Source organism: Comamonas sp. C24C (assembly GCF_053345995.1).
Genome location: NZ_JBKFBC010000005.1, coordinates 65,027 through 86,662, shown reverse-complemented (window position 1 = coordinate 86,662; position 21,636 = coordinate 65,027). Strand labels below are relative to the sequence as shown.

Here is a 21,636-nt window from a genome sequence, read left to right as displayed (position 1 = left end):
GCCTCAAAGAGCAAGGCTTTATCGTTTTCAGTCAATCAAGCTTATTTGTGCGACTGCTCTCCCCCGCAAGAGATTGGGAGTGGGCAAGCTCAACACAGGCCCCAGCAACCTTGGGATCAGCGGTGCAGAGGCATAGTTGTAGTTCACCTGCATGGTCACGCAGTTCACCAGGCTGGCATCGTTGGAGGCAGTGAAAGATGCTGAACCTGTACCACAGAGACCAGGCGTGGCATGCAAGCCCGCAGCATCGCTGACACCTGCGCTGCAGCCCGCAGAACCCAAGCCTGCACCCATTCTGGAAAGCCAATCCGTCGCCAAGGCCGCAGTGGCACAGGCTGCAGTCAAACGTGCCTGCAACTGGGCGGGCTTGGTCATCGCGGCGCCCGTGGGAGCGGAGGGATATCGCACTGCGGCTCTTGCCCCTTCGGCAGCGGCCAAGGTCAAGGTCTGCTGTGCAGCAAAAATCAGGCCATAGGTGATGATGGCGTAGAAGATCAGAAAGAAGATGGGAAAGAGAATGGCAAATTCAATGGCTGCTGCACCTTGCTGTCTTTTGAATTGCATGATCCCCTCCTTTCCTCTTGCTATTTATTCAGCATCAGAACAATCACCGTTGCCATGGAGAGATAGGTCACATATGGAATGAACCTTCTCTTGTTTTTTTGAGTACCGTCGTCCCAATCTATAGCTGGAGAGAAAAAATACTTCAAATGACTTCGAACAATGAATCCATGAGCCACCGCAAAACCGCAACTCAACGCCCAGACAAGCAATAACAACTCCCAACCCAGCCAGGCACCAAGTGCTACCGCGAACTTCACATCTCCGGCAGCCATCATCCCAAAAAAATAAAATACCAAGAGAACTGAAAATGCCAAAAAACAACCAAGAAAAGCACCGTCAACAGAAATCTTAACAGGGCCTGCTTCAGGAAAAAGGAAAGCAGTAATAAATGCCAACCCTAATCCTGAAACAGATAAATAATTGAAACATTTTCTATATCTGGCATCACAGACTGCCGAAATGCACAGCCATGCCAGAAATATCATGCTCATGTTGCGGCTGTTCCTCCAATCGCAGTAAGAATACTATTCAAGAGCGTTCTAATCTGAGTTCCAAGGCCGGTAACAGCACCCACAATGACAGCGGCAATCAATCCCGCGATCAGGCCGTACTCAATCGCCGTTGCACCTTCTTCATCACGCCAGAATTTGATGATTTGGTCTTTCATGACTAGCTCCTTCAACAATCAGGTTTGTAGATCGCTGTGGCTGTTTTCGACCACCGCGGAGTCCATCTTACGAAGCAAGAAACATCTTGAAATATTTGAAATAGCTATCAACAAATATCCAGCATAGCCCTCTGCAATTTCAGCCCTCGGGTAAGCAAGCACTCCCGCACCAAAAAATCCAATAAAAACAATCACTTCACAACCAGGAAGAGATCATCCGTAATTTTTCCGACTAATCCCTCACGTGTGGCTTCCGGTTCAATCTACGCAATCTTCATTCATTTCCTACAGGCTATTGGATTTCATCCTACATTTGTTAATCGGGTTAACCCTTGTTCTCAAATGAAAAAACAAAAAGGCCTGTAGTTAACAGGCCTTTTTGAAACAAAAGAGATCGCTCAATACAACGACTCGGGAATCACTGCAGAGCTTTTATCAGTTTGAGAGCGATGTCCTGCAGCGGTGGCTGCAGTTTTCTATAGCAGTCGAGCAAGCGCTGTTCTTCGTTGGGAAGCGACAGGGTTTCGGAATGCAGACCTGCCATCAGCTCCAGTGCCGTGGTCTGCAGGGCGATAGCCAGTCTTGCCAGGGTGTCATTCTTGAGAGTGCGAATGGCTCCCGACTCGATCTGCGAAATGGCCGATGCGGTGACATCCGCCATCTGCGCCAGCCGTCCCTGACTCAAACCCAGCGCCTGTCGCCGGGCGCGTATGCGCTCACCTAAATGCGTCATCTATCCCACTAACTCACACTACACACCATGGCTGCGCAAATATCACGCAGCTTTGTTTGAGACCCTTTAGTCGAGGCGCTCTCGAGGAAGGCTCCTGCAATGCTGCTGCCCCTCCAACCCCGAGGCATCCGCCCTGCGGCGCAATGCATGCGGCCATGCAAAGCGCCTCAGTGGACGGCTCTGGTCAAGCCCCGTGGCACTTCTTGAACTTCTTGCCGCTACCGCAGGGGCAAGGGTCGTTACGGCCGGGTTGCTCGCCCTTGACGATGGTTTCCTGGCGTGGACCCATGCTCTTCCACAGGCGGTACAGGTCGTACACGGCCCAGATGGCTTCGCCAAAGGCATCCACACGCTCCTGGCTGGTCGAGGCAGGACCAGCTTCGTCGTACAGGTTCAGAGCCGGCTCGTCCGTGTCGTCTTCGGTCAGGTTGACGATGAACTCCATGGCTGCGTCCAACAACTGGGCCGCTTCCTTGTCGCGAGGTGCCGCCCATTCATCGGCCCAGTTTTCGACCACGAACATAAAGCCCAGCGCCCAGACCTGCGAGAAAGAGGGCACTTCTTCGCCGGCCAGCTCGGCCTGTTCGGCTTCGGGCAGGATGGCGATGGCGCCACGCGTGTCCAGCGCCTCGGGCTGGAAAGCCGCATCGTCGGCCAGCGACTTGATGTCTGCATCCAGCTGCTCGCGCACTTCGGCCAGGCGCAGCTCGAACAACTCCATGAAACGTGCCTGCTGGGCCTCGTCCTTGAAGGCTTCCAGCTTGGGCAGCGGCTGGCCTTCGGCCACTTGCAGGGCTTCGCCATCGCCCAGCAGCATGGGCATGTATTCGGCAGCGGCAATGGGGCGGCGTGTGCAGACCAGAGCGGTCAGGAAGCCGTCACAGAATTCCCACTGGGGAATTTCGTCGCCACGGGTGCGCAGCTCGTCGAGCAGCGCGTCCAGCTCTTCGAGCTGATCATTGCTCAGTGCGCCCTCGGGCATGTCGGCGAGAGCCGCGTCTTCTGCTGCGGAGTTAGGTGCTTGTTCTTGCATAGGGAAAGGCTTTTATGATGGCCCGGAACCATTTCATCACTATCGAAGTGCAGGGCCGGACGATGGATCAAGGGGAGAAAGCATCCAGGACGGATGCCCCCGTACAGGCTGAATTTTAGCGGGCCGCCATCAACACACCCTGCCATGGGAGTATCTGCAGTGCATCGCTTCTTCAATAGTCTGCCCCTGCGCTATGGCGCCCTCTTCATTTCTGCGCTCGTTCTGGCTATCTCGCTCTACACGCTGACGACGGCAGGCAAGGGACTCGGATGGCTGATTGCGTCGACCCTGCTGGTGCTGCTGGGCATCTGGGATCTACTGCAGAAACAGCATGCCATCTTGCGCAACTACCCCATCATGGGCCATTTGCGCTTCATCTTCGAATTCATCCGCCCCGAGATTCGCCAGTACTTCATCGAAGGCGATACCGAGGCCCAGCCTTTCTCGCGTGCCCAGCGCTCGCTGGTCTATCAGCGTGCCAAGGGCCAGGTCGACAACCGGCCATTCGGCACCCAGCTCGACGTCAGTCAGCAGGGCTATGAGTGGGTCAACCATTCCCTGCAACCCACCAAGCTCAGCTCACATGACTTTCGTCTCTGGATTGGCGGCACGCAGGAGCAACCTGCCGAAGGGGTGGAGCCCTGCACCCGACCCTATCACGCCAGCGTCTTCAACATCTCTGCCATGAGCTTTGGCGCGCTATCGGGCAATGCCATCCAGGCGCTGAACCAGGGTGCAAAGATGGGCGGCTTCATCCACGATACGGGTGAAGGCTCGATCAGCCAGTACCACCGCATGCATGGCGGCGATCTGATCTGGGAGGTGGCTTCGGGCTACTTCGGCTGCCGCAATGCGGACGGTACGTTCAGCGAAGAGAAATTCATCGCCAACGCCACCGATCCGCAAGTCAAGATGATAGAGATCAAGCTCAGCCAGGGCGCCAAGCCCGGCCATGGCGGCATGCTTCCCGGCGCCAAGGTCACTCCCGAAATTGCAGCAGCACGCGGCATACCGATTGGCGTGGACTGTATTTCACCGTCCAGTCACAGCGCGTTCTCCACCCCCGTGGAGCTGATGCAGTTCATCGCCAGGCTGCGTCGTCTTTCAGGCGGCAAGCCCACGGGCTTCAAGTTCTGCGTCGGTCATCCCTGGGAATGGTTTGCCATGGTCAAGGCCATGCTGGAAACCAATATCACGCCCGACTTCATTGTCGTCGACGGGGCCGAGGGCGGCACGGGTGCAGCGCCCGTGGAATTCGTCGACCATGTGGGCGTGCCGCTGCAGGAAGGCCTGCTGCTGGTGCACAACACCCTGCTGGGCGTGAACCTGCGCCAGCGCATCAAGATCGGCGCGGCCGGCAAGGTCATCACGGCCTTCGACATCGCGCGCATGATGGCCCTGGGGGCCGACTGGTGCAACTCGGGTCGCGGCTTCATGATGGCGCTGGGCTGCATCCAGGCCCAGAGCTGCCACACTGGCACCTGCCCCACAGGCGTCACCACGCAAGATGCCGTGCGCCAGCAGGCGCTGGTCGTGCCCGACAAGGCCACGCGCGTGGCCAACTTTCACCGCAATACCCTGCATGCGCTGCAGGAGCTGGTGCAGGCCGCCGGTCTCAGGCATCCCAACGAGATCACGGCCCACCACATCGTGCGCCGGCTGGACGACACCCAGGTCAGCCTGCTGTCCAACCTGATACTGCGCGTGGAGCCGGGCTGCCTGCTCAAGAGCCTGGAGCGCCAGCACAAGGTCTTCCAGAACTACTGGCCGCTGGCTACAGCCCAGAGCTTTCAGCCTCTGCATGAGCCTGTGTTGCGCCCATCTGCCGCGGGCAGTGCCGACAACGCGGCACAATCGCAAGCTTTTCCCCAGCGCAACGGCATCTGGACCTGAGAAGCCAGAGCCCCGCGCCCGACAGACCCCACGCCGTGCCATCTCAGGATATTTCCGCCCCAGAGCAGATGCCCTCTGCGCAGACCGCCATCGATTACCAGGCATTTCTGCACGAGCATCTGGACCAACCTCACAGCATCATGCGCTATGAACTCGCGCATGAAACCCTTTGGGTCAAGCGCGCCAACAAGGGCAACCCGGCCCTCAACTACTGGCTGTTGAGCTCGCTGGCCAGGCTGTTCAGGGCCGCCGTGCTGCAGCCCGTTCCCAACCCCGGTGGGACCGAGTCCCTGCAGACCGAGGTGCGCCGCCTGCGCAGTTTCAAGGCCAAGGGCTTGCGCGTGCCGCAGGTGCTGGCCACGACCGATCAGGCCTTTGTGATGCGCCACCTGGGGCGCCCGGGCGAAGAGGCTCCATCGCTGAGCAATGCCATCGAAGAAGCGATTGCTCGGGGCGCACAGCCCACGCTGGAACTCTGGCTAAAAGGCCTGGAGGCCATACAGCAGGCACATGCCTGCGGCGAGGTGCTGAGCCAGGCCGTGGCGCGCAATATGGTGCTCTGTGCCGACGGAGTCATAGGTTTCATCGACTTTGAGGACGATCCTGCGGCCCACTTGCCGCAAGCCGTCTGCATGGCGCGCGATGCGCTCAACTACGCTCAGTCCACGGCGCTGTTTCTGCAACAGGCAGGTGCGCTGGAGCCGGCCCGACAGGCTTGGCAGCAGTTTGTGCAGCAACTTCCCGCCGAGGCCCGGCAGGTACTGGAGCGCACCGTCAACAAACTGAGCTGGGTGCGCCTTCTACCCCGCAGCAAGCGCCTGGGGCGCGACACCTTGCGCGTGCTGGCGGCCCATGACTTGCTGACAGCGACCTCACCCTCCGCTTGAATGCCATAAAAGCGATAGCTACCAGCGGCTTCCCCGGCTGGGCCTAAAGTCTGAAACCCATGAAAAAAGCCCGGCCATCAGGTTCGGGCTTTTTGGCATGAGGTCTGTGCTCGCTCAGGCGTGAGCGGACACCGCCTCGTTTTCTTCCTTGCCAGCCAGCGCCGCATCCAGCTTTTCGTGGTCCAGCGCGTTTTCCCACTTGGAAACCACCACGGTGGCGACGGCGTTACCGATGAAATTGGTCAGGGAACGGCATTCGGACATAAAGCGGTCCACACCCAGAATCAGTGCCATGCCGGCCACGGGCACCTCGGGCACCACGGCCAGGGTCGCTGCCAGGGTGATGAAACCAGCACCCGTCACTCCCGCCGCGCCCTTGGACGACAGCATGGCAACCAGCAGCAGCGCGATCTGGTGGCCCAGGGTCAGATGCGTATCGGTCGCCTGGGCGATGAACAGCGCAGCCAGCGTCATGTAGATATTGGTGCCGTCCAGGTTGAAGGAGTAGCCGGTCGGCACGACCAGGCCGACGACGGACTTGCTGCAGCCGGCTTTTTCCATCTTGTGCATCAGCGAAGGCAGGGCCGACTCGGAAGACGATGTACCCAGCACCAGCAGCAGCTCGTCCTTGAGGTACTTGATCAGCTTGAGCACGGAGAAGCCGCAAAAGCGCGCCACTGCACCCAGGATCACCAGCACGAACAGGGCCGAGGTGATGTAGAAGGTCAGCACCAGCTCGGCCAGATTGACCAGCGAGCCCAGGCCGAACTTGCCGATGGTGAAGGCCATGGCACCGAAAGCGCCGATGGGGGCGAACTTCATCACGATGTTGACCAGCTTGAACACGGGCTTGGTCAGGGCTTCAAAGAAGTTCAGCACGGGCTTGCCGGCCTCGCCGACCATGGCCAGGGACACGCCGAACAGCACCGCCACCAGCAGCACCTGCAGGATGTTGTCACCCACGAACGGACTGATCAGCGTCTTGGGGATGATGTCCATCACGAAGCCGGTCAGCGTCATCTCGTGCGACTTGGCCACATAGCCCTTGACGGCTGTCTGGTCCAGATCGGCGGGGTTGATGTGCATGCCGGCACCGGGCTGCATGACATTGGCCACGATCAAGCCCACGACCAGCGCCAGTGTGGAGAAGGTCAGGAAGTACGCCATGGCCTTGCCGAACACACGACCCACGGCGCTCAGGTGCGTCATGCTGGCAATGCCGGTGACGATGGTCAAGAAGATCACCGGCGCGATGATCATCTTGATGAGCTTGATGAAGGCATCGCCAAAGGGCTTCATGGCCTCGCCATAGGCGGGTTCGAAGTGCCCCAGCAGCACGCCCACGATGATGGCGAACACCACCTGGAAGTAGAGCTGACGGTAGAACGGCAAGTGCTCGCGCGGAGCGGATTCTGTGGGCAGAGTGTGCACGCTGCATCTCCAAAATTGCGGGCGCACCACCGTGGTGCGCCGAATTGCTGCCGTTTGTACTCCCGCGCCCTTTTTGTGCCGATAACCCATTGGTATTAGGTCGAGAAGCGCTCCTAGGGAGAGCATGCACCAACTTAGGGAAATCCCTAGGCGTCAGAATCCGCACTGAACCTGCTCCAGAGCCACACTGGGCTCCTTGATCACCCGCCCTCGTCATGCGTCTTGCGCGAAACCTTGCCCGAAACCGACTGTTTTTGACCCTTGTCATCGTGCTCAGCGGCATGCTGCTGAGCATGTGGGCGGCCAGTCGCGTCGCGCTGCAGACCTCTTTGCATGATGAAAGCGAGAGCGTGCAGCGCCAGCTCACGCTCTATGCCCAGGCCATGGTGCAGCGCGTGGATCGCTACCGCACCCTGCCCGAGGTGCTGGCGCTCGATGCCGAACTCAAGAGCGCGCTCAGCCACCCGCTCAGCGCCGCCGAGGTAGACAGGCTCAACCACAAGCTGGAGCAGGCCAACGGCGCCAGTCAGGCTTCCACGCTGACTCTGATCGACAAAACGGGCAAGGCCCTGGCCGCCAGCAACTGGCGCGACTCGCACAGCAACGTGGGCGAGGACTACAGCTTTCGCCCCTATGTGACCCAGGCGCTGAGCCGGGGCAGCGGCCGCTTCTACGGCATAGGCATGACCACCGGGCTGCCCGGCTACTTTCTTTCCCAGGCCATCCATGATGAAGACGGCTCGGTGCTCGGGCTCATCGTCATCAAGATCCTGTTCCAGGAACTCGAAGGCGAGTGGAGTCAGTCGCCCGACATCGTCTTCGCCTCGGACGAGCATGGCGTGGTCTTTCTTTCCAATCGCGACGAATGGCGCTACCGCCTGCTGGAGCCGCTGTCCGCCAGCGACGAGCGGGAGGTGCGGGACACCCACCAATACGCGGGTCAGGCCCTGATGCCGCTCGGCTACCGCACCAGCCGCCAGCCTGCGGGCATAGGCATGCTGGCTCACTTCAGCCAGCCTCCACTGGTCGACCCCATGCTCTGGCTGCGCATGGAGCTCCCCGAAAGCCAATGGCAGCTGCACCTGCTGCACGACATCGTCCATAGCCAGACGGCCAGCCACTGGGCGGCAGTGGCCGCTGGCGGCCTGTGGCTGGCCGCCTCGCTGCTGGTGCTCTATATCCGCCAGCGCCAGCGCCTGGCGGCCCTGAGGCAGCGCAGCCGCAAGGAACTGGAGACCGTGCTGCACCAGCATGCGCAGGAGCTGCGCACCGCGCAGGACGGCATTGTCCAGGCCGCCAAGCAGGCCGACACCGGACTTTCGCGCAGCCTGCAGCATCTGCCGCAAGGCGTGGTGGTGGTGGACCCGCAGCTGCGGCTGGTGGCCTGGAACTCGCGCTATGTGGAGCTGTTCCGCTACCCGCCCGAGCTGATGCATGTGGGCCAGCCCATCGAGGCCCTGATACGCCACAACGCCCGGCGCGGCCTGCTGGGCAAGGGCAATGTGGAGCAAGCCATACAGCCCCGCCTGGAACATCTGCGCAGCGGCAGCCCCCATCTGCACGAAAGCGCCAAGGGAGACGGCACAGTGCTGGAGATCCGCGGCAACCCGCTGCCCGACGGCGGCTTTGTCACCAGCTACGCCGACATCACCAGCTACAAGAACACCGCCCGCGAGCTGCGCAATCTGGCCGATACGCTGGAAAAGCGCATTGCTGATCGCACCCGGGACCTGGCCAAGGCCAAACAGGAAGCCGAGCGCGCCAATCGCTACAAGACCCGCTTTGTTGCCTCGGCCGTGCATGACCTGCTGCAGCCGCTGAATGCGGCGCGCATCTTCACCAGCCTGCTGCCCACTTATCTGCATGATGATGCGGGCCGACAGCTGGCCCAGCGGGTGGACAAGGCCCTGGCCTCGCAGGATGCCATCCTCACCAGCCTGCTCGATATCTCGCGCATGGAATCGGGCCAGCTCGAGGTCCGTGTGCGCGATTTCGCGCTCAGCTCCTTGCTGGAGGTGGTACACAACAATTTTGCGCTGCAGGCCGAGAACGAGGGCCTGAGCCTGCACTGCATGCCCAGCCGGCTGATCGTGCGCAGCGACGAGGCCTTGCTGCGTCGCATACTGCAGAACTTTGTCTCCAATGCCATCCGCTACACGCGCAAGGGCCGTATTGTCGTGGGCTGTCGCCGCCAGGGCGACCAGGTGCTTATCGAGGTACATGACCAGGGGCCGGGCATTCCCCAGAGCCTGCAAAAGGAAATCTTCGAGGAGTTCCGTCGCCTCGACGAAGGCCACGCCGACGACCGCGGCACCGGCCTGGGCCTGGCCATCGTGGAGCGCCTGGGCAGATTGCTGGACCACGAGATCGGCCTGCGCTCCACCCTGGGCAAGGGAAGCGTCTTCTGGGTCAAGGTTCCACTGGGCCAGGCCGCAGCATTGACACCGGTCTCCCAGGAGCCGTCTCCCAGTGCTCGCGTGGACAGCCCGCTGCAGGGCGGCACTGTCTGGTATGTGGAGGACGATCCCGCCACCCGCGACGCCACCTGCGCCTTGCTGGAACGCTGGGGCTGCGATGTGCCGCTGGCCGCCAACGCCCCCGAAGCCCTGGCCTATGCCGCGCCCGGCAATGCCCCGCAACTGGTGCTGCTCGATGTGCACCTGGGCCAGCTCTACGGCCCCGATGTCTACGCCCAGCTCTGCGAGCGCTGGGGCCGGCAGCCTCCCGTCATCCTGCTGACCGCAGAAGGCGACAGTACCCTGCGCCGCCAGGCAGCCGAACGCGGCTGGGGCTTTCTCGCCAAACCGGTAAGGCCGCCGGCGCTGCGAGCGCTGATGAGCCAGACCTTTTTGCGCGGACGAGAAGGCGGCAGCGCCTGAAAACCAAAGTCATTTCCGGCGGCGGAGCTTTCAGCGCATTGCACTCTCGCTATGAATTCAGAAAGAGCGCCCCTCTGCACGCCGTAGCTGCGCAAGCCGGGCGGCGGATTCTTCGATATGCTGCTGCAGCCTCTGCGGTATTTCCGGCCCGCAGCTCACGCCACTCAGGCCAGACCGCATGAACCATCATCCCGTTGAATCCGCCGTTCCGCCCGGCAGCCGCATCGCCGAACGACTGGCCGGGGCCAGCTTTCACGACTCCTGGAGCATCGCCTCGGACGCGACCTGCCTTTCGGCGCTGGACCACTTCCTGCTCGCCGCGCGCAAAACGCCGCGCTGGATAGAAGCCTGCATGCGCGCGCGCAATCTGGCTGGCGGCCTGGTGGGGCTCAAGGATCTGGGCAGCCTGTCGGCCTTGACGCCCGGCAAGACAGCAGCCAGCTACCGGCTCGGCGACCGGGTCGGCATCTTCACGGTATTCGAGAACACCTTTGACGAAGCCCTGATCGGCGACGACGACAAGCACCTGAGGGTCGTGCTCAGCATCCATCGCCAGAACGACATCGGCTCCCGTGAAGCCATCATCACCGTCACCACCGTTGTGCATGTCAAGAACACACTGGGGCGTCTCTACATGCTGCCCGTCAAACCCATGCACCGATTGATAGCGCCTGCGGTGCTGTCATCCCTGGGGGGACGCATCGGCACAGCATGAGACTGCGCTCGCGTCGATGCAGGCTCACCCCGGCTGCCGATGTCAAGGCATGCCATGCGGCAGCCCTCAAATCCTTGCCCGCAAAGCGCGGCAAGCTATCAAAAAACTCTTGAAACGCCCGGGCGATCAGACATCGTGATCGTTTTCCAGGCTCTTGACCAGCACGGCCGCCTGGGTGCGTGAGTAGCATTCGAGCTTCTTGAGGATCGCCGTCACATGGACCTTGACCGTGTTCTCGGCCAGGCCAAGTTCGTGCGCGATCTGCTTGTTGAGCAGTCCGTCGGCAATGCACAGCAGCACGCGAAACTGCTGGGGCGTGAGCTGGGCCAGACGAGCGGCCAGGGCCGCATCGGCCTCGGAGCGCTCGGCCACCATGGACGGGAAGCTGATATCGCCGTTGAGCACCTCGTCAATGGCGGCACTCATATCGTCTGCAGCCGCAGACTTGGAGATAAAACCCGCCGCCCCGAACTGCTGGGCGCGACGGATGATGCGCGGATCGTCGTTGGACGAGATGATGATCACCGGCACCTGCGCATATTCGCCACGCAGATGCAGCAGCGACGAAAAGCCCCGTGCGCCGGGCATGGCCAGGTCCAGCAGCACCAGCTCGATCTCGGGATGCTCCTGCATCGCTGCGCCCAGGGTCTGGGCACTGGCCGCCTCCACAATGCGGGATTGCGGGAAGCGGTCGTGCAGCACCTGAATCAACGCTGCGCGAAACAGCGGGTGATCGTCGGCAACGAGAAGAGTGGGCTCGGACATGGGCCGCAGTCTGCCACGGCTGGCACGGCGCTGCATCTGCAAAAACGCATATCCCGCAGCGCCCGTGCCTGTCCGTCATCCAGGCACCGACTCATTGAGTCTGTATCTCAATCGAGCTTGATGTTGTTGGCCGTGATCACTCGGCCCCATTTGCTGCGCTCGGTGCTGACGAATTTCTCCATCTGCTCGGAGCTGCCGGGCATGGGCTCGACTCCCATGGCTGCCAGACGGGCCTTGGTTCGCGTGTCGGCCAGTGCAAACTGCAGCGACTGGCTGAACTTCCTGACCACCTCGGCCGAGCTGCCCTTGGGCACGACAATGCCCTGCCAGGCATAGCCTTCAAAGCCCTTGAGGCCTTGCTCCTGCAAGGTGGCAACCTTGGGCAGCACATCGATGCGGGCCGGGCTGGCCACGCCTATGGCCTTGAGCTTTTTCTCGCCGAGGAAGGGAACAATGGTGGCGCTGTCGGCCCACATGGCGGGAATCTGGCCGCCGATCACATCCTGCACTGCGGGCGCGGCACCGCGATAGGGAACATGGGTCATATTGCCCAGGCCCACTTCTTCGCGGAACAACTCACCGACCAGGTGATGGGGGCTTCCCAGTCCGGCCGAGCCCCAGCTCACACCAGCCTTCTGCTGCTTGGCCCAGGCGACAAACTCGGTCAGATTGCTGACCGGCACATCGTTGTTGACCACCAGCAGCATGGGAAAGCGCACCAGCATGCCCACAGGCTTGAAGTCTTTCTCGGCGTTGTAGTTGAGCTTGCGGAACAGAAACGGATTGGCCGCCAGCGTGGCGAAGTCGGCCGTGAACATCAGGTTGCCATAGTCATGCGAGCGAGCACTGTACTCGGCCGCGATATTGGTGCCGGCACCGGGCTTGTTGTTGATGACGATGGGCCGCTCCAGATTGCGGCCCATGGATTCCGCTATCACGCGGGCCACCACGTCCGAGCCCCCGCCTGCGGCATAGCCGATGACCCACTCCAGAGGCTTTTCCTGGGCCATGGCGGCCGGCCCTGCAGCCCAGGCCAGCGTCGAGCAGGCCAGTGCGGCCAGAAACTGTTTGCGTTGCATCATCCTTGTCTCCTTGATTCATGGCCCCTGGAATAGATTTTGGTGACGGGGCCTTTAGGGGATGGCGCAGCTGCCGCCATAGCGGCGGCGCTGCTTCTCAAACGGCAGCGTGTACCGGGGCAACCGGTGTCACGGCACCGCGCTCGGCCGGGTCTGCACCGGCAGGAGCGAATCCTGCGCTGGCGCGGGCCAGTTCGAGCGCATGCAGCAAGGTCTCCTGATGGCCAATGTGATTGGCCAGCAGCAGCACCAGGCGGGCATTGAGGGCATGGCTTTGCGCGGTTTCCAGACCCTGATGCGTGGCGATCAGGGCTTCGTAGAAATCGTCGCAGGCCTGCAGATTCGGGTGGGTGGACAGCAGCATGGCGGTCTCCTGTAAAAAAGGGAATCCTCTGGGATATTTCATTGCAAGGCGCCGCTGGCTTGCAGCAGCGCAGCACGCACGCCAGCTTCGTCGGGGCGGCGCCAGCGCGCGCAGACATGCTGGTCGGGGCGCAGCAGATAGCAGGTGCCCGGGCGCGCATCCAGGCGCTGCGCCGCCAGACCCTGCGCATCCAGCAGATCGGCTTGCGCGGCCCCTGCATCGCCCTCGGCGGCTATCGAGAGATTGAGCACGCCGGTCAGCTCGCGCGCCCAGACCGGCGTGGGGCCGAAATGCAGCAGCGTGAAGTCCGGGCCCAGGGCGCGCAGCAGCCATGTGGTCTGGCTGTCGCCGGGGCGGCGCATGGGCGCGTCGCTGAGCACGGCACCGGGCAGTTGCGAGCCTCCGAACGCCTCGCTGTCCGGCGTGTTGAGCGGCGAGTGATGCAGCGTGGCCGGCACCGACAGACGCCCGCTGTTGACGATGCGACGCGCAAACTCGTGCTCGCGCGCCAACTCCAGCGCCGCATCGCGAAACAGGCGACTGATCTCGCTCTTGGGCGTGATGAAGTCGGTGGCGCGCGTGGAGTTGCGGATGTTCTCGTCGGCCGCGTATTCGCGCTCGGCGCCGTAGGTCGCGATCAGCGCAGCATCGGCCTGGCCGCGCAGCACGCGGTCGAGCTTCCAGGCCAGGTTTTCGGCATCCTGCACGCCGCTGTTGGCGCCACGTGCGCCAAAGGGCGAGACGCCATGCGCGCTGTCGCCCGCAAAGACTACGCGGCCGTGGACGAAGCGGTCCATGCGCAGGCAGGCAAAGGTGTAGACGCTGGCCCATTCGAGCTCGAAGTCCGCGTCCTTGCCCAGCAATGCGCGGATGCGCGGCAGGATGTTCTCGGGCTTTTTCTCCTCTTCGGGATCGGCCTCCCAGCCCAGCTGGAAGTCGATGCGCCAGACATCGTCGGGCTGGCGGTGCAGCAGCACGCTTTGGCCCGGATGAAACGGTGGATCGAACCAGAACCAGCGCTCGGTCGGGAAGTCCGCATGCATCTTCACATCAGCAATCAGAAAGCGGTCGCGGAAGATGCGGCCATGGCTTTCCTGGCCCAGCAGGCCGCGCAATGGCGAGCGCGAGCCGTCGCAGGCCAGCACCCACTGGGCATCGATCCAGTAATCGCCCTCGGGCGTTTCCACTGTCAGTTCCGCCCCATCGTCGCGCGGCGCCAGCGCCGTGACTTTGTTGTGCCAGCGCAGGTCGATCAGCGGCAGCTGCAGTGCGCGCTCGACCAGATAGGCTTCGGCGTAGTACTGCTGCAGATTGATGAAGGCCGGGCGCTCGTGGCCGGCCTCGGGCAGCAGGTCGAACTGGTAGAGCGACCGATCCCTGGCAAACACTTTGCCCAGATTCCAGGAGACGCCCTTGTCCACCATGGGCTGGCCCACGCCCAGGCGGTCCCAGATCTCGAGCGTGCGCTTGGAAAAGCATATGGCGCGCGAGCCTGTGGACAGCTTGCAGTCGTTGTCGAGCACCACCACCGGCTGGCCGCGCTGCGCCAGATCGATGGCCAGAGACAGGCCCACGGGCCCGGCGCCGACGACGACCACGGGGTGACGAGCCGGCGCATCGGCATCCTGGTCCGCATGCCGCCGATAGGGAATCTGGATGGACTGAATGTCGGCGGCGCTGCCGCGCAGAGCGTCAGGAGCAATGGCTGGGGTGGACATGGCGTTCATCGGTGCGCAAACCTTGAAAAGCGTGGATCTGTTTCCTGGGGCAAAGGCTGCCCCTCCGGCTCTTTGTGGCCGGATTCGAACTCTGTTTTTTTGATAGCTGTTACCGCTTGTCAGTCAATGAATTCAATGCTTTTTCTATTTGAATTCATTGCAGTCAAAGAGCAAGCAGCTCCTGTTTTAGATAGCCTCGCAGCAGACCACCGCGCTAAGCTCAGGAGACTGCCAACCGGGCGGCCCAGGAGGCGACTAGCCTTCCAGCGCCAGCCACATCTCGCGGTCGCGCTCGGCAGTCCAGATGCGCGGATCGGCATGGCCCGATGCCTCGTCATAGGCCCGCGTCACATCGAAGGGCATGCAGTGGTTGAAGATCACCCAATGCCCGTATTTGGGCTGCAGCTTGGCAAAGGCTGCTTCGTAGACCTTGCGCAGGTCCTGGCGCGCATCGGCGCCGGCCTTGACCTCGGCCCACAGGTCGCTGATGAAGTTGCGCGTGCCTGCCAGGCCGGCCTGCACTTCGGCTCCGTTCTGCAGCGCTGCACCGCGGCCGGGCACCAGCTTTTCTGGCTGGAGTGCGGCGATGGCGTCCAGCGTCTGCGGCCAGTCCTGGAAGTAGGCGTCGCCGGCATAGGGCGTGGCATCGAACTCGACCAGGTCGCCGCTGAACAGCACCTTGTCCTGGGGCAGCCAGACCACGGTATCGCCCTTGGTGTGGCCGCGGCCCAGCTGCAGGATCTGCACCTCGAGCTTGCCCAGCCACAGCGTCATCTTGCCGGTGAAGGTCATGGTCGGCCAGGTCATGCCATCGGGCACGCTCTCGACGTTCTGGAACAGGCGCGGAAAGCGGCCGATCTCGCTGGCCTTGTCCTGCTCGCCGCGCTCGACGATGAGGTCGTAGGTGTCCTGGCTGGCAATGATGTGCTCGGCGCCATAGGCCGAGGCACCCAGCACGCGCACCGCGTGGTAATGCGACAGCGTGACGTATTTGATGGGCTTTTCCGTGACCTCGCGGATGCGGCGGATCACGTCCTCGGCCATGACGGGCGTGGCCTGGGTGTCGATGACCATCACGGCGTCGTCGCCGATGATGATGCCGGTGTTTGGGTCGCCCTCGGCCGTGTAGGCATAGGCGTGTTCGGAGAGCTTGTCGAAGCTCACCTTCTTGACTTCTAGGTCGGCGGCGGAGGCAAAGGTCTTGGTGCTCATCGTTGCAGTCTCTTTGTTTTAAACAAATGCATTCATCTTTATCGAATTTCTGAATGCTAGATATAAATTCAACATTGCACAATTGATTTGTCATAGTGAAAAACCCTGCAGACTTTTGCACCGCCGTTCCGCCCTCACAATGCCGTCATGCCTCACGCCAACACCTCTTCGACCGACGCCCGCTTGCCACTCGACTCCTGTGACGACGAGCCCACGCGCGCACCGCGCGGCATACAGAGCGTGGAAGTCGGCGGCCAGCTGCTCAAAGTGCTGGCGCGCACGGGCCGACGCATGGCGCTCAAGGATCTGGCGCGCGAGGCCGAGATGACGGCCGCCAAGGCCCACCCCTATCTGGTGAGCTTTTGCAAGCTGGGGCTGATGGAACAGGATCGCGTCAGCGGCCACTACGGCCTGGGTCCGCTGGCCATTCAGATGGGTCTCATCAGCCTGCAGCAGGCCGACCCTGTGCGCATGGCGATTGCCGAGCTGCCTGCCCTCGCGCAGGAGGTGGGCTACACCGTGTCGGTGTCCATGTGGAGCGGCCAGGGGCCGACCATCATCCGCGTCGAGGAAGGCCCGACCCATGTCTATGTGGCCATGCGCCACGGCACGCCGGCCTCGCTGCGCCATACCGCCACGGGCAAGATTTTTGCGGCCTTTGGCGAGCCGGCCCGCATTGCACCGCTGCTGCAGGCCGAAGGCCATAGCCTGGACGAGCCGGCGTTTGCCAAGGAGCTGGACTCCATTCGCAGCAACCACCTGAGCGTGGTCGAGAACCAGTTGCTGTCGGGCGTGAGCGCACTGGCGGTGCCGGTATTCGACGGCTTCGGCCAGCTGGTGCTGGCGATTGCCGCCATCGGCCCTTCGGTCACGCTGACGCTGGACCCCGCCGGTCTGCCGGCCCGCAAGCTGCAGGCCCAGGCGCGTGCGCTGTCCCAGCGCCTGGGCGCCCCGGCCACGCTGACCGAGGCCTAGGCTCGGTAGCCCAGCGAAGCGCTGATGGCGCGTGCCTGCTCGCACACGGCCTGGGCAATCCTGCCCTGCGGATCGGGGTCGAAGCCGCCGCTGGCACCCAGCGCGCAGAGCACGGCCACCACATGGCCGTTGTAGTCGAACAAGGGCGCAGCCACGGCGCTGATGCCGGGCAGATTCAGATCCCGGATCGCTGCACAGCCGGCTGCGCGAATCTCGCTGCGCAGTTGCTCCAGCGGCTTGCTGGCATGCAGCAGACGACGATGCTCGGGACTGGCAGCATCCAGCTCACGCGCCAGCTGCACCTCGACCTCGGGCTGCGGCTCCATGAAGGCAAAGAACGCGCGCCCCGTGGCCGACCACAGCATGGACATGACCGAGCCCACACGCACATTGACGGTGATGGGCAGGCTGGGCTCCTCGAAACGCACGATGGTGGGCCCCATATTGCCCATCACCGCCACAAAGCTCGTGACCTGCAGGGACTCGCGCAGCTGCTGCAGGGCCGGCTCGGCCATGCGCACCGGATCGTTCTGGCGCATCGCGGCCAGGCCGATATGGATGGCCTCGCGTCCCAGCGCGTACTGGGTGCCGCCACGGTCCTGCTCCACCAGACCTTCAGCCATGAGACTGGCCAGATAGCGATGCACCTTGGCCGGACTTTCCTCGACGGCAGCACCGATGGCCGTGAGGCTGGCGCGCCCGCCCAGACCGGCCAGCGCCTTGAGCACGGCCAGACAGGTCTCGGCGGCCTGCACACGCTGACGACGCTCGCGCCCGTCCGCGGCTTCTGCGGCAGCACCAGGCTGGCGCAGCTTTGTGGCGCGCGGCGCTTGCGTAGCGGTGATCGGCAGCACGGCGTCCGCAGTCTTCTTGTCTTTTTTCATGTCTGTAGCGATTGATGGCAGGGCTTCGACCGGCATTCTGATTCAGATTCATGAATCAAGTCATGGAAATCCCTTGGGCTCAATTTACGCAATGCGTATAAAAATTACGCAAAACAATTTCCGTATTAAAGCGGAATCGCAGGCGGAGTGAAGCTTGGTTAACCCGCAGGCAAACAACACCACAGCCCAGGAGACACCCTCAATGAAAAAACGCCTCTTCACCGCCTCGGTTCTGGCCACCAGCATGCTCTGGCTGGCCGCAGCCCCCGGCACCGTCATGGCCCAGGACAAGTTCCCCAGCAAGAGCGTGCGCTGGATCGTGCCCTACGCCGCGGGCGGCGGCTCGGACTTCCTGGCCCGCACCATAGGCCAGGCCTGGGGCGCCAAGGCCCATCAACCCATCGTCGTGGACAACCGCCCGGGCGGCAACACGGCCATCGGCGCATCGGAGACCGCCCGGGCACCGGCCGACGGCTATACCGTGCTGTCTGCCGACAACGGCACGCTGATCTTCAATCCCGTGCTCTACAAGAGCCTGAGCTACAACCCCGGCAAGGATCTGACGCCCGTCACGCTCATGGGTCGCTTTCCCATGATTCTGGTGGCCGGCCCCGCCGAGAAAGCCAAGACCGCCAAGGAGTTCATTGCCGCCGCCAAAGCCAGCGCCGAGGGCGTGAACTACGGCTCCGCCGGCGCGGGAAGCCCCCATCATCTGGCCATGGAGTTGCTGAAGTCCGAGGCCGGCCTCAAGCTCGCCCATGCGCCCTATCGCGGTGCTGCTCCGGCGCTGGCCGATGTGGCGGGCGGTCAGATTCCCGTGATGATGGTGGACCTGGCCGCCGGCGCCGGCTTCATCAAGGGCGGCAAGGTGCGCCCCCTGGCCGTGGCCAATGCCACGCGTCTTCCTCAGCTGCCCGATGTGCCCACCTTTGCCGAACTGGGACTGCCCGGCGTGCAGGCTGCGGCCCTGGTCGGCATGGTGGCCCCGGCCAAGACGCCGGCCACTGTCGTCACGGCGCTGAACAAGCAGGTGGTCGCCGCCATCAACGAGCCTGCGGTCAAGCAAAAGCTCATCGACTTTGGCGTGGAGCCCGTGGGCAACACGCCCGAGCAGTTCCAGGCGCTGATCCACAGCGAAAGCGCACGCTGGCAAAAGCTGATCAAGGATCTGAACATCACGCTGGACTGATTGTCCCGCTGATCCATGCCGCAGAGGCTGGCGGCAGGCCGCCTCTGCGCTCTCGTCCGATGGCGCAAGCCATCTCCTGCCTCTTTGCGTTTGCGAGCGAGCCATGACCGTTTCCACCCCCAGCCGTTGCCCCATCGATCACAGCCAGTTCGGCAAGCCCACAGGCCAGAGCGGCCCTACGGGCTGTCCCATCAGCCACGGGGCCGCCAGCTTCGATCCCTTTGCCGACGGCTACCAGCAGGACCCGCCCGAATATGTGCGCTGGGCGCGCGAGCAGGAGCCGGTGTTCTACAGCCCGCAGCTGGGCTACTGGGTGGTCACGCGCTTCGACGACATCAAGGCCATTTTCCGCGACAACCTGACCTTCAGCCCCTCGATCGCACTGGAGAAGATCACGCCGACAGGCGATGAAGCCAATGCCGTGCTCGCCAGCTACGGCTTTGCGCTGAACCGCACCCTGGTCAACGAGGACGAGCCCGCCCACATGCCGCGCCGACGCGCGCTGATGCAGCCCTTCACACCCGAGGAGCTCAAGCACCACGAGCCCATGGTGCGCCGGCTGGCCCGCGAATATGTGGACCGCTTCATCGACGACGGCCGCGCCGATCTCGTCGATCAGATGCTGTGGGAAGTGCCGCTCACCGTGGCCATGCATTTCCTGGGCGTGCCTGCAGACGATATGGACACGCTGCGCCAGTACAGCATCGCCCACACCGTCAATACCTGGGGACGACCCCAGGCCGAGGAGCAGCTTGCCGTGGCTCATGCCGTGGGCAACTTCTGGCAGCACGCGGGCCGGATTCTCGACAAGATGCGTGCCGATCCCGACGCCGAGGGCTGGATGCAATACGGCATCCGCAAGCAAAAAGAGCTGCCCGATGTCGTCACCGATTCCTATCTGCACTCGATGATGATGGCCGGCCTCGTCGCCGCTCACGAGACCACGGCCAACGCAACAGCCAATGCCGTCAAGCTGCTGCTGCAGCACCCCAAGGTCTGGCAGGAGATCTGCGCCGATCCCTCGCTGATCCCCAATGCCGTGGAGGAATGCCTGCGTCACAACGGCTCGGTGGCCGCCTGGCGGCGCCTGGCCACCAAGGATGTGGTGATCGGCGGTCAGGCCATTCCGGCCGGCAGCAAGCTGCTCATCGTCACCTCTTCAGCCAACCACGACGAGCAGCATTTTGTCGACGCCGACCTGTTCGACATCCACCGCGACAATGCCAGCGATCACCTGACCTTCGGCTACGGCTCCCACCAGTGCATGGGCAAGAATCTGGCGCGCATGGAAATGCAGATCTTCCTTGAAGAGTTCACGCGCCGCCTGCCTCACATGCAGCTGGCCGAGCAACGCTTCACCTATGTGCCCAACACCTCGTTCCGCGGCCCCGAACATCTGTGGGTGCAATGGGATGTGAGCCGCAACCCCGAGCGCGGCAATCCCGCCGTGCTGGCCGAGCAGCAGCCCGTGCGCATCGGCGAATCCTCGCAAGGCGGCGTCAGCCGCAGCATGCTGGTGGAAAGCACCGAGCTGATTGCCCAGGACGTGCTGCGTGTGCGCCTCAAGGCGCCCGACGGGCGCGATCTGCCGCGCTGGACCCCGGGCTCGCATATCGACCTGCACTGCGGCGACACGGGCATCTCGCGCCAGTACTCGCTATGCGGCGATCCGCAGCAAGCGGATACCTACGAGATAGCCGTGCTGCGCGAGGAGCACAGCCGTGGCGGTTCGGCCTGGATACATGGGGCGCTGCAGGTCGGCATGAAGGTGCAGATGCGCGGCCCGCGCAACCACTTCAAGCTCGACGAAAGCGCGCAGCAGCTGATTCTCGTCGCCGGCGGCATAGGCATCACGCCGGTTGCGGCCATGGCGGCGCGCGCCCAGGCCTTGGGCATCCCCTATGAAATTCACTACAGCTGCAGTCAGCGCGAGCGCATGGCGCTGTTGCATGCATTGCAGGCACGGCATGGCGAGCGTCTGCAGATCCATGTGGGCGCAGAAGGCCAGCGAGCCGACTACCAGGCGCTGCTGGCCCAGGTCAGGCCCGGCGCACAGATCTATGCCTGCGGTCCGCAGCGCATGCTCGACGGCCTTGCCCAGGCCAGCCAGCACTGGCCCGAGGACAGCCTGCGCGTGGAGCATTTCTCCAGCACCCTGGGCGCGCTGGACCCGGACAAGGAGCACGGCTTTGAAGTCGAGTTGCGCGAATCCGGCATCACGCTGCAGGTGCGCAACGATGAAACCCTGCTCGATGCGCTGCGCAGCGCCAATATCGATATCGAGTGCGACTGCCGCGAGGGCCTGTGCGGCTCCTGCGAGGTGCCGGTGCTCGAAGGCGATATCGATCATCGCGACATGGTGCTGACCCGCTCCGAGCGCGCAGCCTGTACCAAGATGATGAGCTGCTGTTCGCGCGCCAGGACGCAGGAGTCCAGAATCGTTCTGGCGCTGTAGCGTCCCAAGCGGGCAGCCCCAGGCGCGCAGCACCTGGCCGGCTGCCGCCGCCAGGCCACATATGGCCTGTGCCTAGAATCAATGCCCATATGGGCCTGTTGCAAATACTGCTGATTCTTGTGTGGGCGCCGGCTGTGGCGCTCATCGCCTTCGTGCTCACCAGCTGGCTGGGCCATGGCGCTCAAGCCATCTG

19 protein-coding genes are annotated in these 21,636 nt (G+C 62.9%); 7 read left to right on the top strand and 12 right to left on the bottom strand.

Annotated elements, in window-relative coordinates; translation table 11 throughout:
- Positions 1–27: 27 nt before the first annotated feature.
- From ACLBXN_RS11000 to ACLBXN_RS10980, 5 genes are all read right to left on the bottom strand, one after another.
- Positions 28–564, bottom strand: coding sequence for a TadE/TadG family type IV pilus assembly protein (locus ACLBXN_RS11000; RefSeq protein WP_407714492.1), 537 nt, complete (start codon positions 562–564; stop codon positions 28–30).
- A gap of 20 nt (positions 565–584) precedes the next feature.
- The gene (locus ACLBXN_RS10995) at positions 585–1,055 is read right to left on the bottom strand and encodes an A24 family peptidase (RefSeq protein ID WP_447612153.1); all 471 of its coding nucleotides are present in this window, start codon (positions 1,053–1,055) and stop codon (positions 585–587) included.
- On the bottom strand, positions 1,052–1,231 hold the full coding sequence (locus ACLBXN_RS10990) for a Flp family type IVb pilin (protein ID WP_447612152.1): 180 nt from the start codon (positions 1,229–1,231) through the stop codon (positions 1,052–1,054). Before ACLBXN_RS10990 ends, ACLBXN_RS10995 begins: the two co-directional genes overlap by 4 nt.
- 418 nt (positions 1,232–1,649) lie before the next feature.
- Positions 1,650–1,964, bottom strand: a complete 315-nt coding sequence (locus ACLBXN_RS10985) for a helix-turn-helix domain-containing protein (RefSeq protein ID WP_447612151.1) — start codon at positions 1,962–1,964, stop codon at positions 1,650–1,652.
- A 184-nt stretch (positions 1,965–2,148) separates the two neighbouring features.
- Positions 2,149–2,946: a YecA/YgfB family protein gene (locus ACLBXN_RS10980; protein WP_003068296.1), complete on the bottom strand. Its 798-nt coding sequence runs from the start codon at positions 2,944–2,946 to the stop codon at positions 2,149–2,151.
- Between the two features lie 195 nt (positions 2,947–3,141).
- Here ACLBXN_RS10980 and ACLBXN_RS10975 point away from each other — a divergent pair, with 195 nt between their 5' ends.
- Together ACLBXN_RS10975 and ACLBXN_RS10970 are read left to right on the top strand one after the other, a co-directional pair.
- Entirely contained in the window at positions 3,142–4,890 is a 1,749-nt protein-coding gene (locus tag ACLBXN_RS10975; RefSeq protein ID WP_447612150.1) for an FMN-binding glutamate synthase family protein, read from the top strand.
- A 68-nt stretch (positions 4,891–4,958) separates the two neighbouring features.
- On the top strand, positions 4,959–5,777 hold the full coding sequence (locus tag ACLBXN_RS10970) for an RIO1 family regulatory kinase/ATPase domain-containing protein (protein WP_447612149.1): 819 nt from the start codon (positions 4,959–4,961) through the stop codon (positions 5,775–5,777).
- 114 nt (positions 5,778–5,891) lie between these two features.
- On the opposite strand, the gene ACLBXN_RS10965 is transcribed toward ACLBXN_RS10970, so the two are convergent.
- Positions 5,892–7,208: a C4-dicarboxylate transporter DctA gene (locus ACLBXN_RS10965; RefSeq protein ID WP_167003632.1), complete on the bottom strand. Its 1,317-nt coding sequence runs from the start codon at positions 7,206–7,208 to the stop codon at positions 5,892–5,894.
- A 215-nt stretch (positions 7,209–7,423) separates the two neighbouring features.
- Here ACLBXN_RS10965 and ACLBXN_RS10960 point away from each other — a divergent pair, with 215 nt between their 5' ends.
- Both ACLBXN_RS10960 and ACLBXN_RS10955 read left to right on the top strand, forming a co-directional pair.
- Entirely contained in the window at positions 7,424–10,087 is a 2,664-nt protein-coding gene (locus tag ACLBXN_RS10960) for a hybrid sensor histidine kinase/response regulator (protein ID WP_447612148.1), read from the top strand.
- Between the two features lie 178 nt (positions 10,088–10,265).
- Positions 10,266–10,802, top strand: a complete 537-nt coding sequence (locus tag ACLBXN_RS10955; protein WP_447612147.1) for a DUF2867 domain-containing protein — start codon at positions 10,266–10,268, stop codon at positions 10,800–10,802.
- A 126-nt stretch (positions 10,803–10,928) separates the two neighbouring features.
- Here ACLBXN_RS10955 and ACLBXN_RS10950 read toward each other — a convergent pair whose 3' ends face one another.
- The 5 genes from ACLBXN_RS10950 to ACLBXN_RS10930 form a co-directional block, all read right to left on the bottom strand.
- Positions 10,929–11,567, bottom strand: a complete 639-nt coding sequence (locus ACLBXN_RS10950) for a response regulator transcription factor (protein WP_343677380.1) — start codon at positions 11,565–11,567, stop codon at positions 10,929–10,931.
- Between the two features lie 107 nt (positions 11,568–11,674).
- Complete coding sequence (locus tag ACLBXN_RS10945; RefSeq protein ID WP_447612146.1) at positions 11,675–12,649, bottom strand: Bug family tripartite tricarboxylate transporter substrate binding protein; 975 nt, start codon at positions 12,647–12,649, stop codon at positions 11,675–11,677.
- Positions 12,650–12,743: 94 nt separating this feature from the next.
- Complete coding sequence (locus ACLBXN_RS10940; RefSeq protein WP_034373951.1) at positions 12,744–13,010, bottom strand: DUF2783 domain-containing protein; 267 nt, start codon at positions 13,008–13,010, stop codon at positions 12,744–12,746.
- Between the two features lie 38 nt (positions 13,011–13,048).
- Positions 13,049–14,728 carry an FAD-dependent oxidoreductase gene (locus tag ACLBXN_RS10935; protein ID WP_447612145.1) on the bottom strand — a complete coding sequence of 560 codons (1,680 nt, stop codon included), beginning with the start codon at positions 14,726–14,728 and terminating at the stop codon, positions 13,049–13,051.
- A gap of 255 nt (positions 14,729–14,983) precedes the next feature.
- Entirely contained in the window at positions 14,984–15,940 is a 957-nt protein-coding gene (locus ACLBXN_RS10930) for an MBL fold metallo-hydrolase (RefSeq protein WP_447612144.1), read from the bottom strand.
- 147 nt (positions 15,941–16,087) lie between these two features.
- On the opposite strand from ACLBXN_RS10930, the gene ACLBXN_RS10925 reads away from it, so the two are divergent.
- The gene (locus ACLBXN_RS10925; RefSeq protein ID WP_224649172.1) at positions 16,088–16,915 is read left to right on the top strand and encodes an IclR family transcriptional regulator; all 828 of its coding nucleotides are present in this window, start codon (positions 16,088–16,090) and stop codon (positions 16,913–16,915) included.
- Here ACLBXN_RS10925 and ACLBXN_RS10920 read toward each other — a convergent pair.
- Complete coding sequence (locus ACLBXN_RS10920; protein WP_447612143.1) at positions 16,912–17,799, bottom strand: IclR family transcriptional regulator; 888 nt, start codon at positions 17,797–17,799, stop codon at positions 16,912–16,914. The two genes, ACLBXN_RS10925 and ACLBXN_RS10920, sit on opposite strands and share 4 nt — an antisense overlap.
- Positions 17,800–18,001: 202 nt before the next feature.
- Between ACLBXN_RS10920 and ACLBXN_RS10915 the strand changes: the two genes are divergently transcribed.
- Together ACLBXN_RS10915 and ACLBXN_RS10910 are read left to right on the top strand one after the other, a co-directional pair.
- Entirely contained in the window at positions 18,002–18,988 is a 987-nt protein-coding gene (locus tag ACLBXN_RS10915; protein WP_447612142.1) for a Bug family tripartite tricarboxylate transporter substrate binding protein, read from the top strand.
- Positions 18,989–19,091: 103 nt separating this feature from the next.
- On the top strand, positions 19,092–21,443 hold the full coding sequence (locus ACLBXN_RS10910) for a cytochrome P450 (RefSeq protein WP_447612141.1): 2,352 nt from the start codon (positions 19,092–19,094) through the stop codon (positions 21,441–21,443).
- Positions 21,444–21,636 lie beyond the last annotated feature (193 nt).

What these genes read in the sequence shown, in the direction of transcription:
- ACLBXN_RS11000 (WP_407714492.1), bottom strand. Translation starts at nt 564, where the DNA reads ATGCAATTCAAAAGACAGCAAGGTGCAGCAGCCATTGAATTTGCCATT.
- ACLBXN_RS10995 (WP_447612153.1), bottom strand. Translation starts at nt 1,055, where the DNA reads ATGAGCATGATATTTCTGGCATGGCTGTGCATTTCGGCAGTCTGTGAT.
- ACLBXN_RS10990 (WP_447612152.1), bottom strand. Translation starts at nt 1,231, where the DNA reads ATGAAAGACCAAATCATCAAATTCTGGCGTGATGAAGAAGGTGCAACG.
- ACLBXN_RS10985 (WP_447612151.1), bottom strand. Translation starts at nt 1,964, where the DNA reads ATGACGCATTTAGGTGAGCGCATACGCGCCCGGCGACAGGCGCTGGGT.
- ACLBXN_RS10980 (WP_003068296.1), bottom strand. Translation starts at nt 2,946, where the DNA reads ATGCCCGAGGGCGCACTGAGCAATGATCAGCTCGAAGAGCTGGACGCG.
- ACLBXN_RS10975 (WP_447612150.1), top strand. Translation starts at nt 3,142, where the DNA reads ATGGGAGTATCTGCAGTGCATCGCTTCTTCAATAGTCTGCCCCTGCGC.
- ACLBXN_RS10970 (WP_447612149.1), top strand. Translation starts at nt 4,959, where the DNA reads ATGCCCTCTGCGCAGACCGCCATCGATTACCAGGCATTTCTGCACGAG.
- ACLBXN_RS10960 (WP_447612148.1), top strand. Translation starts at nt 7,424, where the DNA reads ATGCGTCTTGCGCGAAACCTTGCCCGAAACCGACTGTTTTTGACCCTT.
- ACLBXN_RS10955 (WP_447612147.1), top strand. Translation starts at nt 10,266, where the DNA reads ATGAACCATCATCCCGTTGAATCCGCCGTTCCGCCCGGCAGCCGCATC.
- ACLBXN_RS10950 (WP_343677380.1), bottom strand. Translation starts at nt 11,567, where the DNA reads ATGTCCGAGCCCACTCTTCTCGTTGCCGACGATCACCCGCTGTTTCGC.
- ACLBXN_RS10945 (WP_447612146.1), bottom strand. Translation starts at nt 12,649, where the DNA reads ATGATGCAACGCAAACAGTTTCTGGCCGCACTGGCCTGCTCGACGCTG.
- ACLBXN_RS10940 (WP_034373951.1), bottom strand. Translation starts at nt 13,010, where the DNA reads ATGCTGCTGTCCACCCACCCGAATCTGCAGGCCTGCGACGATTTCTAC.
- ACLBXN_RS10935 (WP_447612145.1), bottom strand. Translation starts at nt 14,728, where the DNA reads ATGTCCACCCCAGCCATTGCTCCTGACGCTCTGCGCGGCAGCGCCGCC.
- ACLBXN_RS10930 (WP_447612144.1), bottom strand. Translation starts at nt 15,940, where the DNA reads ATGAGCACCAAGACCTTTGCCTCCGCCGCCGACCTAGAAGTCAAGAAG.
- ACLBXN_RS10925 (WP_224649172.1), top strand. Translation starts at nt 16,088, where the DNA reads ATGCCTCACGCCAACACCTCTTCGACCGACGCCCGCTTGCCACTCGAC.
- ACLBXN_RS10920 (WP_447612143.1), bottom strand. Translation starts at nt 17,799, where the DNA reads ATGAAAAAAGACAAGAAGACTGCGGACGCCGTGCTGCCGATCACCGCT.
- ACLBXN_RS10915 (WP_447612142.1), top strand. Translation starts at nt 18,002, where the DNA reads ATGAAAAAACGCCTCTTCACCGCCTCGGTTCTGGCCACCAGCATGCTC.
- ACLBXN_RS10910 (WP_447612141.1), top strand. Translation starts at nt 19,092, where the DNA reads ATGACCGTTTCCACCCCCAGCCGTTGCCCCATCGATCACAGCCAGTTC.